Genomic DNA, 16,146 nt, shown 5'->3' with positions numbered 1-16,146 from the left:
ATAGGTTAGACTAAATTGGATTTTAAATTAATCGGGCAGATTATTCATATTACTCAACATGGTAACCATAAGTTAAAATATATTGAAAACAGTCAGCCGTTACTGGTATATGTTATTAGTGGTGAAAAATTAGTTGAGTGGAATGGTGAAACACTTAGTGTTAAAGCAGGGCAGATTATTGCTATTCCTGCGAATACCATTTTGAATATGACTAATTTGTCGATTAATAATACACCTTACCAAGCAATATGTTTTAGTTGGTATGATGAATTACTAAATCAATTTGCATCTTCTAATAAACAAATTATTCCTAAACCCCTTAAAAAGATTAAAGTCGAAACTGATTTAAGAGATAATTTTATTAATCGTTTATCACAAATAGAATCTGAATTGATAAATAGCTCAGTGAACGATTCTAGGATGAATTTGATGTTAGTTAAACATCTATTTTTAGAATTATTAATCAGGTTATCCTCAATAGGCATTGTTTTTAAAGCCAATAATAACACTAGCATCAGTTACCAGATAAGACAAATGATTAGCCAACAATCTGATAAAAAATGGAAACTAAGAGTTATCGCTGATCAATTTGCAATGAGCGAATCAACTTTAAGGCGTTATTTAGCTCGAGAAGGGCAAAATTTATCACAAATTATTTTAGATGTACGTTTAAATTATGGGTTGGTCTTATTACAAACTACCCAAAAATCAATATTAACTATTGCTCAATCAGTTGGTTATGATAGTGGTTCTCGCTTTACCCATTATTTTAAAAAACGCTTTGGCATTTCGCCTAAGATGTTACGTTCTGAATAAGTTTCTATCTCAATATCCACCAATTATTGGTTATCTACATTAAAACAAATACCCCATCTTAAGCTTGATATTCAGTCAATCTCATTATTTTACATTGATTAAGATCACATTCTATTCCAGATTAATCTGGAAAAAAATGTAATCGTCTTATTTATTTAACTAACTATACTTTAAATCATCAAGTTATGAATGTATTGCAACAACAATTAGAAAAAGGAGTTGAGTAATGGAACGACAAATCAAATTACTTAAACTACTTTTTAGCCAATCGGAATTTAAACCGGCTGCTTTTTTTAGTTCAAAATTATCAATTTCAACTAAAACTGTATATTACGATATTGAAAAACTAAATGAACAGTTAATAACGGTACCGAATACGGATATTCGAATCGAAAAGTCTCCCCGTAAAGGGCTAATGCTAGTAGGTGAAAAAACGGATGTTGAGCCGATTATTAGCTATTTAGAACAAAAAAATAGTCATAGCTATTTCAATCAAAAATCACGACGCTTAAGTCCTGAATACCGTCGATTAGATATCGTAAAACGCTGTTTGCTTAAAAGCGAATCAGTATCATTGGAACAATTATCTGATGATTATTTAGTCAGTAAAACATCGTTACACAAAGATATTGAATTTATTAATCGGGCTCTTGAGCAAGAAAATATTCTATTAAATGTCACTCATAAAGGAATTTGTATTGACGGTAATGAAAATCAAATTCAACGAGCGATTAAACATTTCTTATCTTTGTATATTCATAAACAAGATGATTATTATCTCAATCAATTGATGAAATCATTTATTGGTGATAACTCTTTTGAACAGATAACTCAGTTATTATTTGAACGTTTTGAATCAGTAGTCGTACAATCTTCAGAGCATTATTTATCTTCATTACTGATATCCATCACCATTCAGCTAAAAAGATTGTGTTTAGGTTATTCAATTCCGGAAGAGAGTGATTTCTTATTTAATCATATCCGATATATGCAATCTTATTTGATTGCCTCGGAACTGGCTAAAACGTTAGAGTTAACTTTTACTGTGACGTTTTCGACCAATGATATTAAATACCTAAGTAAATTGTTTTTTGCTCATCGCATTATTGATGAAAATGTCATTGTTGATGATAGTTTTTATGAGCAAATTATTCGTAGAATTATCAAAAAAATAGGCGATATTGAAAGTGTCGATCTCTCTGGTGATGGAAAATTATTTCACTCATTATTGTCGCATTTCCCACCGATGATTACTCGGTTGCAAAAGCAAATTCGTATTATTAATCCAATATTAGATGAAATAAAACAGGAATATTCGAAATTATTTAGTGTGTTATGGTATGCGCTTTCAGACTTAGAACGTAAATTTGATATTCATTTAAATGATCATGAAATTTCATTTTTGTTGATTCATTTCCAAATAGCCTTAGATAAAGCCGCTGATGCCAATAACATCGTTATTATTTGTCAATATGGATGTTCATCATCAAATTTAATCTTAAATAAAGTCCGCAAATTTTTGCCATCTAAAGATAATATTGAAGTGTATTCTGTGGCTAAACTGAATTCGACTAAGCTTAGTAATGTCGACTTGATCATCACCACTCTGGATATCAAAAATATTAATAAACCGATGGTCAAAATATCATCTTTGTTGAACAAACAAGACTATCAAAATATTATCCAAGCTTACGCTAACTATGTCTTGAATAAACAATCCGATTTTTCAGACAAAGGTAATTATTACCCATCTACCGCCAAATTTGTCAATGCGGATTTAATTGAATTAAATGTTGATATTCAACATAAAAGTGAATGTCTTAATTTGCTGATAAGTAAGTTAGAAGATAAAGGCTTAGTGACTAAAAACTATCGTGACTCAGTTTTATATCGAGAAGAAATCGGCGACACTTCAATCGAAAACGGTATTGCTTTACCGCATGGTTCGCCAATGTTTGTTATTAAATCGAGTATCTCAATTATGACCCTCAAACGACCAATAAAATGGGGCATGATTGATGTCAGTATTATTATTATGGTTAGTCTTTCCGAAGACAATATCAATAGCATTAATGACGTTTTTACCGAAATTTATGAAATTGTTTCAAATAAACAAGCAATTTCATCCTTAAAAAATCTCACAAATTTTAAACAACTTAAACAATTTTTGGATAATCAAAGAGGAATCAAGAATGTACTTTGATCAACATTTATGCCTATTTAACATTGAGGCAAAAACCAAAGAAGAGATCTTAACCACAATGGCACAAATGTTATTGTCACATGGCATTGTTAAACAAGATTATTTAACAGGTATTTTAGAAAGAGAACAGCAATACCCTACAGGTTTATTAGTTAATTCGATTGGTTTTGCAATTCCCCACACCGATTCCTCAAAAGTGAATCAATCACAAATTTGTTTTGCATCACTAAAAAATCCGGTGATTTTTTCTGGTATGACCGATGATAAAGAGCAAATACCAGTCAAATTTATTTTCATGTTAGCAATGAAAGAGCCACATGAACAAGTTGAGAATTTACAAAATTTAATCGGCTTATTTCAAAATGAGGAGCAAATAAAATTATTAGAACAATGTCAATCAACTAACGAATTTATCTCTATTTTAAATAGCGCTGGTGTTAAATAGGATGGATTATTTTTATTAAGGAGTTACAAATGGATAGTGTCATTAATATTTTTCAATGGCTAATAAATTTAGGTGGGGTCGTTTTTTTACCTATCATCATTTTTATTATTGCCTTGTTTTTTAGAGTTAGCTTTTCCAAAGCGATGATGTCAGGTATTACCGTCGGTATTGGTATTGTCGGTCTTGGTTTAGTTATTGGTTTATTATCAGATACGTTAGGTGTTGCGATTCAAAAAATGGGTGAGCAATATGGAACGTCATTAAGCATCATGGATATTGGTTGTGGAGTAGGCGGCCCGTTAGCATTCTCAACCACATTGGGATTATTACTCATTCCTGCTTCATTAATTATTAACTTTTTATTTATTTCACTAGGTTGGACTAGAACGTTAAATGTTGATATTTGGAACTTCTGGTTTGCAATTTTCCTCGGCTTAGTGGCTTATTCAGTAACAGGTGAATATTGGGTTGGTATTATTGGTTGTATCACTGCAGTAATGTTGCAATGGTTTTTAGCTGATCTTTTACAAAAACCAATTAGTTCATTCTTTGGATATCCGGGTATTGCCGTTACTCACCTTATGGCATTATCAGGGGCAATTGTTGCAATTCCATTAAATTGGATATTTGACCGTATTCCAGGACTAAACAAATTAAATGCTGATTCAGAAACATTAACCAAACGATTTGGGATTTTCGGTGATACAGTGGTAATTGGTTTAATCATCGGTATTGTTGTTGGCATCTTAGCTAATTATGATGTTCCTCAAATTGGTAAATTAGCAATTTCAACAGCTGCAATCATGAAAATTATGCCGAAAATGGTGGCAATGTTTATGGAAGGCTTACTTCCAGTAGCTGATGCTGCTCGTGAATTTACCAGTAAAAAACTCAATGGCAAACAAGTTAACATCGGTATGGATGCTGCGTTAACTGTTGGTCATCCTGCGGTAATGGCAACTGCGTTAATTATGGTACCAGTTTCATTATTATTAGCCTTAATTTTACCGGGTAATAAAGTGCTACCTTTTGGTGATTTAGCTTTCTATGCCTTTGGCATCTGTTTAATGGTACCGTTTTTCAAAGGGAATATTATTCGTTCAATTTTAGGTGGCACCATCTATTTGGTCGTCTGCTTATATATGGCAACATGGCTTGCACCAGTTATTACTGATGTATTCCATTTGGCTAATTACGATGTAGGTACTGCTGGTATTGTTACTGTCATTTTATGTGGATTATGGCCAGTAACCTTATTCGTACTGTTGTTATCTCAGCTTGGTTTTATTGGTCTAATCGGTTTAGCGCTAGTTATTCTTTGCTTGCTTATCTATATCAACAAAATCAAAAAAATTGAAATGTATTAAAAGGAAATAATCATATGAAGAATTTACTTATCATGTGTGGTGCAGGGCATGCAACTTCGACTATCGCAGTAAGCAAAGTGAATAAATGGCTTAGTGATGAAAAATTAACAGATCAGGTAAAAATTTATCAATCTAAGATTGCTGATGAACTTAATAAGATTGACTCTTATGATGTGGTTGTAAGCACAACTATTGTACCGGATTCAATTAAAGCAAAAGTAATTAATGGATTACCACTACTTACTGGTGTTGGATTAAATGAATTTTTTGCTGAATTGAAAAAGCGTTTAGCTATTTAATTTAAATTCAACTTTAAGTTTTGATAATGATCGCCTCATTTATTTTGTGAAGCTTAGCTACAAAGTAGATGGGGCTATAATAAGGAATAAACTATTATGAATATTATTCATCATGCCATTGAAATCAACACGGTTGCAGGTAGGCATTCATACCACGATATTACTGAGCAATTAAAACAGTTTGTAAAGCAATCCAATATCCAAAATGGTCAATTAACGATAGCTACTAGCCATACAACATGTTCACTTTTTTTTGAAGAATGTATGCACGATACTAATTTTTTTGGTGATGAATTTCTGCAAGTTGATATCAACAATACATTAGAAAAAATTGCTCCACGGATGACCAGCGAAAATCAATATAACTCACCGGGTCCAAAGCATGTTGAATTTGGTTTAAGCCTCAGTGACCCTAATTATCCAGCTGAAAAATGGGTTATGTTAAATACAGATGCTCATATCAAATCATCACTGTTTGGTCATTTTTCAATTGTATTAATTATTAAAGATGGCCAGCCGTTATTAGGGCAGTTAGGACGAATTTATTTTGTCGATTGGGATGCACTACGTGAAAGAAAACGTAATGTGAATTTTATGCTGATGGGTCGTTAATAAAAGGAGATAATTATGATACTGTCTCCATCACTATTTAATTCTGATCTTTATCAGATCAAAGAAACTCTAGAAAATCTACAAACTTTAGGTATTCGCCAACTACATATTGATGTAATGGATAATCATTATGTACCCAATCTAGGCTTTAATGCTAGTTTTGTTAAAAATCTAAAAGCGCATACTGATTTTATTTTAGATTGCCATCTAATGGTTGAAAAACCTGAATTAGCCATAGTTGATTTTATTGATGCTAAAGCTGATATTATTACCTTTCATTATGAAGCAACGGCGCATCATTCATATATTATTAATAAAATTAAAAATAGTAATATTAAAGTCGGTATAGCTATAAACCCTTGTACACCAGTTGAAAATCTGAAGCTCTTATTACCTCAGGTCGATCAGGTTTTAGTCATGACGGTCAATCCTGGCCAAAAAAATGAAAGTTTTTTACCTTTTACGTTACCAAAAATAGAACAATTGAAAAGTATAAAACAAATCGGTAATTATCATTACGATATTCAGGTTGATGGCAATATTAGCGATCAAAACATATCTTCATGTGTTACGGCTGGCGCAAACAGTATCGTATCGGGGGGATTTATCTTTAAAAATAATCCGCTTGAAAGCAACATAGAAAGATTAAAAGCGGCAATCAAATAGGGAAATAATAATGGATACCAAAGATGTATTATCAAAAATATTAACTGAAATATCAGCACAAGTAAGCTCCATCAATGAGGAACAACTTAGCCAATTTAAAAATGCCATTATTGCAGCAAAACACATCTTTCTTGCTGGGACCGGTCGCTCTGGGTTAATGATTGGGGCATTTGCTAATCGATTAATGCATTTGGGCTTGAATGTTAGCTTGATAACTGAAATTAGTAAACCAAAAGCAAATGTCGGTGATTTATTAATTTTAGGATCGAGTTCCGGTGAAACCAAAAGCTTAATTGCTTATGCTAATCAAGCAAAAGCACTTGGCGTTAAAATAATACTATTTACTACCAATGGTAACTCTAGCTTAGCTAAGTTAGCGGATAATATTGTGGCAATTCCAATAAAAGTGCTTGAACTAAATCAACCGATGGGCAGTACGTTTGAACAACTATCATTACTCACTTATGACAGCATTGTTTACAGTCTAATGACAGAATTGCAACAGACGCCAGAATTAATGAAAAACCGTCATGCTAATATCGAATAGAATGCAAACTAAACTTACACCCTTGAGATAAAATTCTACTTATTACAGTAGTTCCAATCTTAAATGAGAACGATAAATATTTCATTATTAAATGTGAGCCAAAAAATTTTGAGGAAAGCACTTTTTTGAAGCAAAAAATTTGAGGAGAGGGGCTTTTTAGGTTATGAAATTCTTAATTATATAACAAAACACCGTTAATTTATCTTATCGATTTAATTAACGGTGCTGATTTATTGGTCTATAGCTATAAATGTAAACTATCGATTATACTTAATTAGCTGCTTTTAAATAATGAGCAATTTGTGCAATATCATTTGGAGTTGTTTGACAGCAGCCACCAATCAATTTGGCCCCTAACTTGATCCAAACTGGCAATTGATTATCAAAGCTACAATTATGTTGATGATCTTTGTGCCATAGTTTAGTGGTTGGATCATATTGCTCACCTGAATTAGGATAAACAATTAAAGGTTTCGCCGTGAGTGTTTGTAATTCGGTTAATGCTAGAGAGACCTTTTCTAAGGCAATACAATTAATACCGATACTGACTACCTGATCAATCTGATTTAGATAATCAATCACTTCGACAAGTGGAGTTCCATCACTAAGGTGATTGGCATCTTTTAACGTTAACGAAAACCATGCTGTCATTGTTGGATATTGTTGTAGCAATTTAGCTAACGCTTTTATTTCAACAAATTTGGGTAGGGTTTCACAAGCTAAAATATCAACTTTTGCTTCAATGAGTGCTTGCATTCTGGCCTGATGAAAATCAATAAACTCATTTTCACTAAGTTGATAATTACCAGTATATTCTGAACCGTCTGCCAAATAGGCTCCGTAGGGCCCTACCGAACCAGCGATAACTAATAACTTATCTGACTTAATTTGATCTAGATATTGCTGCTTGGCTTGTTGAGCTAGTGCTACACTTTGTTTTATCAAATTTATTGATTCGGCAAGTGATATCCCTTTTTGGGCAAAACCTAATGGTGTCGCTTGATAGCTAGCGGTAATAGCACAATCCGCCCCTGCATTAAAATAGTCATAATGAACTTGTCTAATAAGATTGGGTTGTTCAATTAATACTTTAGCTGACCATAAGCTATCATTAAGATCACAACCACGGCGCTGTAGCTCACTTGCTAAAGCACCGTCAATAATTACGTAGTTATTTTGGTTTAATAACTGCGATAGAGGATTTTCTTTTGACATTATCGATTTACTCGTTGTTGATAAGCTCGGGTAACATGATAGGCGATATAGCAAACCACTACAAATGGAATACCACAATAAAGGGCAATCCGTTGTTCAGGATCGAAAGCCAGTCCAATACAAGCAATTAAACATAATATAAACCCTAAAATTGGCACTAATGGATAAAGTGGGGCTTTATATTTTAGTGATTGTATTTCAGATGTTGAGAGTTGTTTTCTAAAAAAGTAATGTGAAGCACAAATACTTAACCAAACAGCAACAACGGCAAATCCTGAAATTGCCGTTAAGCCTACAAATACAGTATCGGGAGCAATAACACTGGAGAACAAAGCTAATAATCCTCCAATCATACTAACGGCAATAGCAGTAGTTGGAATACCTTTTGGATTTAATTTACCAAAGCATTTTGGCAATGTACCTTGATTAGATAGCGACCACAACATGCGACCAGATGCATATAATCCAGAGTTAGCTGCGGATAAAATAGCAGTTAAAATGACAAAATTCATAATGTCAGCAGCATAAGGAATACCGATACTTTCAAATACTTCAACAAATGGACTTTTAATAACGCCAGCTTGTTTCATTGGTAATAGGGCTGCTAACACAAAAATAGTACCAACAAAAAAGATAATCAATCGTAGAATAGTCGTTTTGATGGCTAGTGGAATGGTTTTTTCCGGTTGATGGGTTTCGCCAGCGGCTATACCGATAAGTTCTGTTCCTGAAAATGCGAAATTCACTGATACCATGGTCATTACAATCGGAATAATACCATTAGGAAACCAGCCATGTTCGGTAATATTGTGCAAAAATGGGGCAGGTAGGTTATTTTTCATTGGAATAAACCCAAAGATAGCGGCACTACCAGCGATGATAAATACAATAATGGTAATCACTTTAATAATGGAAAACCAAAATTCACTTTCGGCAAAAAATTGTGCGGTAATAATATTTAATAAGAAAATCACTACACAGAAAACTAAGCACCAAATCCAAACTGATACTTGTGGGAACCAATATTGCATACATAAACCAGCTGCAGTAAAACTTGAGCCTAATGCCACAGTCCAGGTTAACCAATAGAGCCAAGCAACAGTATAGCCGGTTGCAGGACTAATAAATTTTGATGCATAAGTATGAAATGCGCCAGTTTCAGGCATCGCAACGGCCAGTTCTCCCAAGCAAAGCATAACTAAATAGACAACAATTGCACCAATTAAATAAGCAATAATAGCACCAATAGCGCCAGCAGTAGCGATGATATACCCAGTATTAAAAAATAATCCAGTTCCAATAACACCTCCTAGTGATAACATGATTAAGTGGCGTGTCTTCATTGATCGTTTAAATTGATTTTCAGGCACAGCAGAAGAGTTTTTGTTCATATAAGTTTTGACTCATTAAATTGTGTTTTAAATGGTATTCCGCCTGATGATAGGCGGAATTTTTTAGATTAGAAGTTTAAATTGTTTAGAAATTCTTGTTTGCTAATTTTATTGCCATTGATAGTCACTTGATCGTTTGATTTTAAGTAATCAAGTTCGCTAAATATACCAGAGGTATTACCTTTTTTAAAGGTGACTAATGGCGATCTGCTCAGTGCCATTTGTGTCATTAATTGTAAATTATTGCTTGCTCTTTGTAGCTGATTATCGGTTATTTGTTCTGACTCAGGAGCTTCTATTTGTGACATAAATCTCGCTATTACAGCAAATGGTGCTTCAAGATTTATTGAAAGTTGGTTAATTTTGTCAATGTCTCTATCATAAATTGTCATTTGGTTAAGGTTAGCAATATCAACTAATGCACTAAAATTGAAATCACCAGAAGCATTGTGCCAATGAAATTTTTTAATGTCTATTTTAGTATTGGTGATGTTTGAGTTATTAGCTGAATCTAATAACCAAGATATTTGCTCAAAATTGTCAAAAAATGATTTATCTAACCCTTGAACATTAAGTTCAAAAGTACCATTTCCCATTTGTTGCTTGCCGTAATTAAAAGCATCAATTGCAATATCCATATTACCTTCAAGGCCAGTTGTTTTATTGGTGAATTTATAGTCCATTGCAAAATTTTTAAGCGCAATTGTTGGTTTATCGGTATTAGCCTTTAAATTAACAAATAAATCATCAACACTATTTTGTGCTTCGAAGAAATAATTTTTATAATCAATTTTATTATCAACTTTTAAATTTTTTAGTTTAATCTCATCACCATCGTGTCTTTTATAATTTAAATTATCAATAACCAATGAAAAAGAAGGTGTTTCAAATCCTAGGTTACCAGACACACTATAATCAATTTGGCCTAGTTCGAGTTTACCTTCAAGAAATTGATAATTAGGATCTTGATCACTCAAAACAATCGGTTGTGTTGTCAGGTTAATGGTTAGATTATCAGAATAAGATAAATTGATATGCCCTTTTGCAAATGGTTTGTTACCAGCAAGTTTCCATAAAATTGGGTTAGATTTTTCTGTACCTTGATACTCAAGCCAAGCCATTTGTGGCGAAAAAGTGCCTTGTTTTAAGGCGGCTAGCGGGAATGGTCCATGATGGATGATAACATCTTCATCATATAGCGTGATAGTCGAGGATGCACTTGCAGATTCAGCGATAATTTTTATATGTGTTTTAGTTGAAAAAATACCCTTTTCATCATTGGAATGGGTGATTTGAACTTCAACATCATTTTGTAAACTATTAACTTGTTTTGTTAGATCTTTTAATGTGTTATCTAATTCAGCTTCAATTACATTGCCTGTATGCCAAGCTATACCAACATAACCAAGGCCTAATATTGTAATAACGCCAATAGCCAGTGTACTTTTCTTCATGTTTACTCTCTCAATTTTTTTACTTTTAATTATTTTTTAATATAACTTACTTTCATGATTTTCGATTAAAAAATGATGTATCGCCTTTTGTTGATTATTCAAAAAGATCTAAAACCTCACTTTTGTTATAAATTTGACCATTAATATTAGCCTCGTTACTGTCTTTAAGTATATCAATATCGATAAATAAACCTTGTTCTTCACCTTTGCTAAATTTAAATATCGCAGAATCATCGAACATATATACCAAGTTTTTTTGGACCGTTTTTTTCGATTCGTTAAACTGTTGCTCACTGAGCTCACTATGGTGAGGATCATTATATTGGGCATAGCTGTAGGCAATTACATTAAGGGGGGCATTAACATGCAATGAAAGATTATTAATGCTATCTAAAGGATTATTTTGACTATAAATATCATCAAGCTTTGCGACATCAAGTGATCCTTTAATATTGACATCGCCATTAACATTACGCCAGTTTAAATTTTTAAGCTCAAATTTACTGTTAATGGGTTGATCATAGTGAGTTTCTTCATCGATAAATTCTTCGCCAAATATTTTTTTATCTAAACCTTGATAATCAATATCTATTTCTGCTTTACCTAAATTTTGTTGTCCATATAAGATTGAATCAACACTGCTAATAAATGAGCCATTAAGAACTCGAGTATCACTTAAATCAGTTTTTTGTTTGATAGATAGTTTGTTTAATATGATGAAGGGGCGTTCATCATCTGACTCAGGAATTAGGGTAAATTTATCAAGATTAGCATTTAAGGTAATATTTTGATTGATGGAATCAATAGTTCCACTTGCCTTTAAATTCTCGATTGAAAAGGTGTCATTATCAGTTTCGGCATAGTCATAATCATCTAGATAATAAAGATAAATATCTCTTAAATTTGTTTTTAAAGAATCTAAATGCAAATTATAACCAATCATAGTTGACTGTTTTTCGCCATCAAGATCAATGTGAAGCTTATCTAACGTAAGATAGTAAACGGTTTTTTGAGTATGAAATTTATCTAAATCTAGTGTTATCGAAGGGATAGCTGAGTCCATATTACTAATAAATGTAAAACTACCTTTGCCTAATTGGTATTCAAATTTAACATTATCTTCAATTTCTCTATAATGACTGATTTCCTTGCTAAAAAGCTTTACAATCATATTTTCACTATAATCCAAACTAATATAGCCGGTAATAAAGGGTTGATTATCACTAGTCTTCCATGCGGAAGGATTGGATTCTTTGCTAGTTTCAAATTCCACCCAAGCCATTTGTGGTGAAAAAATACCTTGCTTTAAAGCGGCAAGTGGGAAAGGGCCATGATGAATAGTGAAATCCTTATCAGCTAGTGTAAATACCTCAGCAAAACTACCATCTTTAGAGGATAAGGTCATATTAATATGGGTTTTGGTTGAAAATAGCTGTTTTTTATCATTAGAATGGCTGATGTTAATTTTAAATATATTTTGGCTATTATTAAATTGCTCAGTAGCTAGTGTTAACGATTTATCTAAATCATTTTCAATCACGTTACCAGTATGCCAGGCAATACCAACATAACTTAAACCTAATACAGCAATAACGCCTAAAGCCAGTGTCTTCTTTTTCATTTTTACTCTTTATATTCTGTTATATTTTTTAGCTAGTTTTCTTGATGCTCGGCAAAATCCGCTAATAAATTTTTAATATAATCAATACGATCTACTCGCTGTAAATCAGATTTAAGCAATTTTAATCGATTTGTACCTTCTAGGCGATAATTTTTTGGCGATTTTTGAATCGTTTCGATTAAATAATCTATTGAAATTTTGTTGTTAGAACCAAATTCTATAAAGCCGCCTTTTTCACCATATTCAATTTTTGTAATGCCCAATTTACTTGCTTGATAGCGGATTTTAGTTGTTTTTAATAAAAATAGCACCGGATCGGGTAATTGACCAAAACGATCGCGCATTTCAACTTGTATATCGGTGAGTTCATCTAGGTTTTCAATACTAGCAATTCGTTTATATAGTGATAATCGGGTATTAACGTCTGGGATAAAATCATCCGGAATTAGGGTTGGTAATCGTAATTCAACTTCAGTTTGTTGATTATTAAGTAGTGATTCGAGGGTAGGCTCTTTCCCCTCTTTAAGCGATTTAACCGCATCATCAAGTAATTCAATGTAAAGATTAAAACCTATTGTTTCAATTTGACCACTTTGATCACTACCGAGTAATTCACCGGCACCTCGTATTTCAAGATCATGGGTGGCTAAAGCAAACCCAGCACCTAAATCTTCTAAAGTAGCAATAGCATCAAGGCGTTTTTTAGCATCTTTAGTTAATAATTTTGGATGTGGCGTCAATAAATAAGCGTAAGCTTGGTGATATGAACGCCCAACTCGACCTCGTAATTGATGTAACTGAGCAAGACCAAATTTATCAGCACGATCGATAATAATGGTATTGGCATTGGGAATGTCAATTCCAGTTTCGACAATAGTGGTACACACTAATAAATTGAATCGTTGGTGATGAAAATCATTCATAACTCGCTCAAGATCACGTTCATGCATCTGACCATGACCTATAGCAACACGTGCTTCAGGCACGAGTTCAGATAGTTTTTCGGCCACTTTTTCAATATCCGAGACATCATTGTGTAGATAATAAATCTGACCTCCACGCAAAATTTCTCGTAGAATTGCTTCACGAATGACTAAATCATCAGATTCTCGAACAAAGGTCTTTATAGCTAATCGACGCGCAGGCGGTGTGGCAATAATTGATAAATCACGCATACCACTCATTGCCATATTTAGGGTACGTGGAATAGGGGTGGCGGTCAAAGTGAGTATATCGATATTGGCTCGCATTGCTTTGATTCGTTCTTTTTGACGAACACCAAAGCGATGTTCTTCATCAACAATTAATAAGCCTAAATCTTTCCATTTTACATCTTCTTGTAATAATTTATGGGTACCGATGACGATATCGATTTTACCTTCAGCAAGTTCTTGAATAATGGCTTGCTGTTGTTTAGCGGTTTTGAATCGAGACAAACTTTCGATACGGATTGGCCAATTGGCAAATCTATCACAAAAACTTTCATAATGTTGCTGGGCCAGTAATGTAGTCGGTACTAATACGGCGGTCTGCTTATGATTGATCACAGCTAAGAATGCGGCACGAATAGCCACTTCAGTTTTACCAAAACCAACATCACCACAGACTAATCGATCCATTGCGTAAGGTGAGCACATATCGCCAATAACCGCACCAATGGCATTTTGTTGGTCGTCGGTTTCTTGATACGGGAAAGCTTGGCAAAACAGCTCATATTGTTCACGATCTTGTTTAAATTCAAAACCGGGTTTACTTTCTCGTTCAGCATAAATATCAAGTAATTCAGCGGCAACATCACGTACTTTTTCGGCTGCCTTTTGTCTTGCCTTACTCCAGGCATCAGTGCCTAACTTGTTTAGTGGGGCATTATCTTCATCACCGCCAGAATAACGGCTAATTAAATTTAGTGATGAAACAGGAACATAGAGCTTAGTATCATTTGCATAGAGCAGTATAAGGTATTCGGCAGTGATACCACCAGTTTCTAATGTCGTTAAACCCGCATAACGACCAACACCATGCTCTAAATGTACCACTGGTTTACCGGGTGTTAATTCGGCTAAGCTACGAATTAAACTATCGGTATTGATTGCCTGTTTGCTCTCTTTTTTTCGACGAATAACCCGACGACCTAATAGTTCGTTTTCAGTGATAAAGGCGAAATTTTGTTGCTGATCGATAAAACCTTGTTCACTAGCACCTATCATTAAAAAGTAGCGATTTTCGGCATTGGCTAATTGATCAAGTTGTGAGATGGATGTCGGATGTATTCGCATTCGACCTAAGATTTCTTGCAATGCATCTTTACGGCCTTCCGATTCAACAGAAAAGATAATTTTACCTTGGAAATCTTGAGTAAATTGCTCAAAATGTAAATAAGGTTGTTTTTGCTGAATTTGGATCGCAATCTCTGGCAATAAACTAAATGGTAAATTAATGTTTTTGTTTGAATCAATAATTTCAGAATGTGATACTGTAATTCGAGGGTATTGTTTAAAATGGGCAAAGATTTCATCGGTTTTTGACCAAATTACCGCTGGCGTTAACAATGGTCGCATCGGATCGACTTTGCGACTTTCATAACGTTGCGTAATATCTTGCCAATATTTATTAGCAAATTGTTCAATATTTGCTGTGTTAATGATCAACGTATTGGATAAAAAGTAAGAAAATAATGGAGTAAGTGGCTCGTTAAAAAATAGTGCCTGCCAATATTCGATACCTGTAGGTAAAATATTTTTACTGACTTGTTGATAGATACTTTCAGGATCAAGTCTTACTTCAAATTGCTCTCGCCATTGACTACGAAATAATTCGATGGATGTTTTATCAAATGGAAACTCATGGGCTGGAAGAAGTTGAATTTCATTAATTTCATCGAGTGTTCTCTGACTTTCAACATCAAAAGTGCGAATACTATCAATTTCGTCATCAAAAAAGTCGATACGATATGGCTTCTCACTACCCATCGGGTAGATATCAAATAGCGCACCGCGAGTAGCATATTCACCATGCTCCATAACTTGACTGACTGAACGATAACCGGCATTTTCAAGTTGTAATCGCAGACTTTCACGACTTATGGCTAAGCCTTTCTTCATCATAAATACATGCCCACCTAAGTAGTTTTGTGGACACACTTTTTGCATAAGAGTATTAATTGGTAGGATTAAGGCACCCTTAGTTAAATGGCCTAGCTGATAAAGACAAGATAGTCGCTCGGAAACAATATCTTGATGCGGCGAAAAACTATCATAAGGTAGTGTTTCCCAATCGGGAAAAAAAATCGATGGGAAAGTTGAAAATTGTTTCAACTCTTCATGAAGACGAGTTGTTTGTTGCATGTCATCTGTAACAATCACCACTAAACCATCGTGCGCAGCAATAGCCTGTGCACAAAATTGGGATAAGGAAGAACCAACAAGTTGACCGACTTGTTTTACTTCACCTGATTTTTTAGGAATGATGTTAGAAATATTGTATGTTTTTGACATGTTAGAGTAATAGATA

At 33.7% G+C, this 16,146-nt stretch carries 13 protein-coding genes; 8 read left to right on the top strand and 5 right to left on the bottom strand.

Annotated elements, in window-relative coordinates; genetic code table 11:
- Positions 1-15: 15 nt before the first annotated feature.
- The 8 genes from AC5LWZ_RS07625 (at position 16) to hxlB (ending at position 6,955) form a co-directional block, all read left to right on the top strand.
- Positions 16-816, top strand: a complete 801-nt coding sequence (locus AC5LWZ_RS07625) for a helix-turn-helix domain-containing protein (protein WP_493463398.1) — start codon at positions 16-18, stop codon at positions 814-816.
- A gap of 226 nt (positions 817-1,042) precedes the next feature.
- A complete protein-coding gene (locus AC5LWZ_RS07620) occupies positions 1,043-3,019 on the top strand; it encodes a BglG family transcription antiterminator (RefSeq protein WP_110447778.1) in 1,977 nt (658 codons plus the stop codon).
- Positions 3,009-3,464 (top strand): PTS sugar transporter subunit IIA, encoded by a 456-nt coding sequence (locus AC5LWZ_RS07615; protein ID WP_086364284.1) that lies wholly within the window; start codon positions 3,009-3,011, stop codon positions 3,462-3,464. Before AC5LWZ_RS07620 ends, AC5LWZ_RS07615 begins: the two co-directional genes overlap by 11 nt.
- 29 nt (positions 3,465-3,493) lie before the next feature.
- Positions 3,494-4,831: a PTS galactitol transporter subunit IIC gene (locus tag AC5LWZ_RS07610; protein ID WP_294884049.1), complete on the top strand. Its 1,338-nt coding sequence runs from the start codon at positions 3,494-3,496 to the stop codon at positions 4,829-4,831.
- Positions 4,832-4,845: 14 nt separating this feature from the next.
- Positions 4,846-5,130, top strand: coding sequence for a PTS sugar transporter subunit IIB (locus AC5LWZ_RS07605; protein ID WP_034901958.1), 285 nt, complete (start codon positions 4,846-4,848; stop codon positions 5,128-5,130).
- 96 nt (positions 5,131-5,226) lie between these two features.
- On the top strand, positions 5,227-5,742 hold the full coding sequence (locus AC5LWZ_RS07600; protein WP_086357980.1) for a YjbQ family protein: 516 nt from the start codon (positions 5,227-5,229) through the stop codon (positions 5,740-5,742).
- Between the two features lie 15 nt (positions 5,743-5,757).
- Complete coding sequence (locus tag AC5LWZ_RS07595; protein ID WP_493463397.1) at positions 5,758-6,408, top strand: ribulose-phosphate 3-epimerase; 651 nt, start codon at positions 5,758-5,760, stop codon at positions 6,406-6,408.
- Between the two features lie 10 nt (positions 6,409-6,418).
- On the top strand, positions 6,419-6,955 hold the full coding sequence (gene hxlB / locus AC5LWZ_RS07590; protein ID WP_086360713.1) for a 6-phospho-3-hexuloisomerase: 537 nt from the start codon (positions 6,419-6,421) through the stop codon (positions 6,953-6,955).
- 270 nt (positions 6,956-7,225) lie between these two features.
- Here hxlB and mmuM read toward each other — a convergent pair whose 3' ends face one another.
- The 5 genes from mmuM to mfd all read right to left on the bottom strand — a co-directional run bounded on the left by mmuM (position 7,226) and on the right by mfd (position 16,130).
- Complete coding sequence (mmuM, locus tag AC5LWZ_RS07585) at positions 7,226-8,170, bottom strand: homocysteine S-methyltransferase (RefSeq protein ID WP_493463396.1); 945 nt, start codon at positions 8,168-8,170, stop codon at positions 7,226-7,228.
- Positions 8,170-9,561: an S-methylmethionine permease gene (gene mmuP / locus AC5LWZ_RS07580; protein ID WP_198220323.1), complete on the bottom strand. Its 1,392-nt coding sequence runs from the start codon at positions 9,559-9,561 to the stop codon at positions 8,170-8,172. The genes mmuM and mmuP overlap by 1 nt, the downstream gene beginning before the upstream one ends.
- A 68-nt stretch (positions 9,562-9,629) precedes the next feature.
- Positions 9,630-11,015, bottom strand: a complete 1,386-nt coding sequence (locus AC5LWZ_RS07575) for a YdgA family protein (protein WP_493463395.1) — start codon at positions 11,013-11,015, stop codon at positions 9,630-9,632.
- A gap of 94 nt (positions 11,016-11,109) precedes the next feature.
- A complete protein-coding gene (locus tag AC5LWZ_RS07570; RefSeq protein WP_493463394.1) occupies positions 11,110-12,636 on the bottom strand; it encodes a DUF945 family protein in 1,527 nt (508 codons plus the stop codon).
- Between the two features lie 32 nt (positions 12,637-12,668).
- Complete coding sequence (gene mfd, locus AC5LWZ_RS07565) at positions 12,669-16,130, bottom strand: transcription-repair coupling factor (protein ID WP_493463393.1); 3,462 nt, start codon at positions 16,128-16,130, stop codon at positions 12,669-12,671.
- Positions 16,131-16,146: the final 16 nt, after the last annotated feature.

This window comes from Gilliamella sp. LMG 34362 (assembly GCF_984569125.1).
Note: the sequence above shows the minus strand (reverse complement) of the source record. Positions and strands in the feature narration are given on the sequence as shown.

Excerpts from the sequence above, each read along its gene's own strand:
- mfd (WP_493463393.1), bottom strand. The coding sequence starts at position 16,130 with ATGTCAAAAACATACAATATTTCTAACATCATTCCTAAAAAATCAGGT.
- AC5LWZ_RS07575 (WP_493463395.1), bottom strand. The coding sequence starts at position 11,015 with ATGAAGAAAAGTACACTGGCTATTGGCGTTATTACAATATTAGGCCTT.
- hxlB (WP_086360713.1), top strand. The coding sequence starts at position 6,419 with ATGGATACCAAAGATGTATTATCAAAAATATTAACTGAAATATCAGCA.
- AC5LWZ_RS07615 (WP_086364284.1), top strand. The coding sequence starts at position 3,009 with ATGTACTTTGATCAACATTTATGCCTATTTAACATTGAGGCAAAAACC.
- mmuP (WP_198220323.1), bottom strand. The coding sequence starts at position 9,561 with ATGAACAAAAACTCTTCTGCTGTGCCTGAAAATCAATTTAAACGATCA.
- AC5LWZ_RS07600 (WP_086357980.1), top strand. The coding sequence starts at position 5,227 with ATGAATATTATTCATCATGCCATTGAAATCAACACGGTTGCAGGTAGG.
- AC5LWZ_RS07605 (WP_034901958.1), top strand. The coding sequence starts at position 4,846 with ATGAAGAATTTACTTATCATGTGTGGTGCAGGGCATGCAACTTCGACT.
- AC5LWZ_RS07595 (WP_493463397.1), top strand. The coding sequence starts at position 5,758 with ATGATACTGTCTCCATCACTATTTAATTCTGATCTTTATCAGATCAAA.
- AC5LWZ_RS07610 (WP_294884049.1), top strand. The coding sequence starts at position 3,494 with ATGGATAGTGTCATTAATATTTTTCAATGGCTAATAAATTTAGGTGGG.
- AC5LWZ_RS07620 (WP_110447778.1), top strand. The coding sequence starts at position 1,043 with ATGGAACGACAAATCAAATTACTTAAACTACTTTTTAGCCAATCGGAA.
- AC5LWZ_RS07570 (WP_493463394.1), bottom strand. The coding sequence starts at position 12,636 with ATGAAAAAGAAGACACTGGCTTTAGGCGTTATTGCTGTATTAGGTTTA.
- mmuM (WP_493463396.1), bottom strand. The coding sequence starts at position 8,170 with ATGTCAAAAGAAAATCCTCTATCGCAGTTATTAAACCAAAATAACTAC.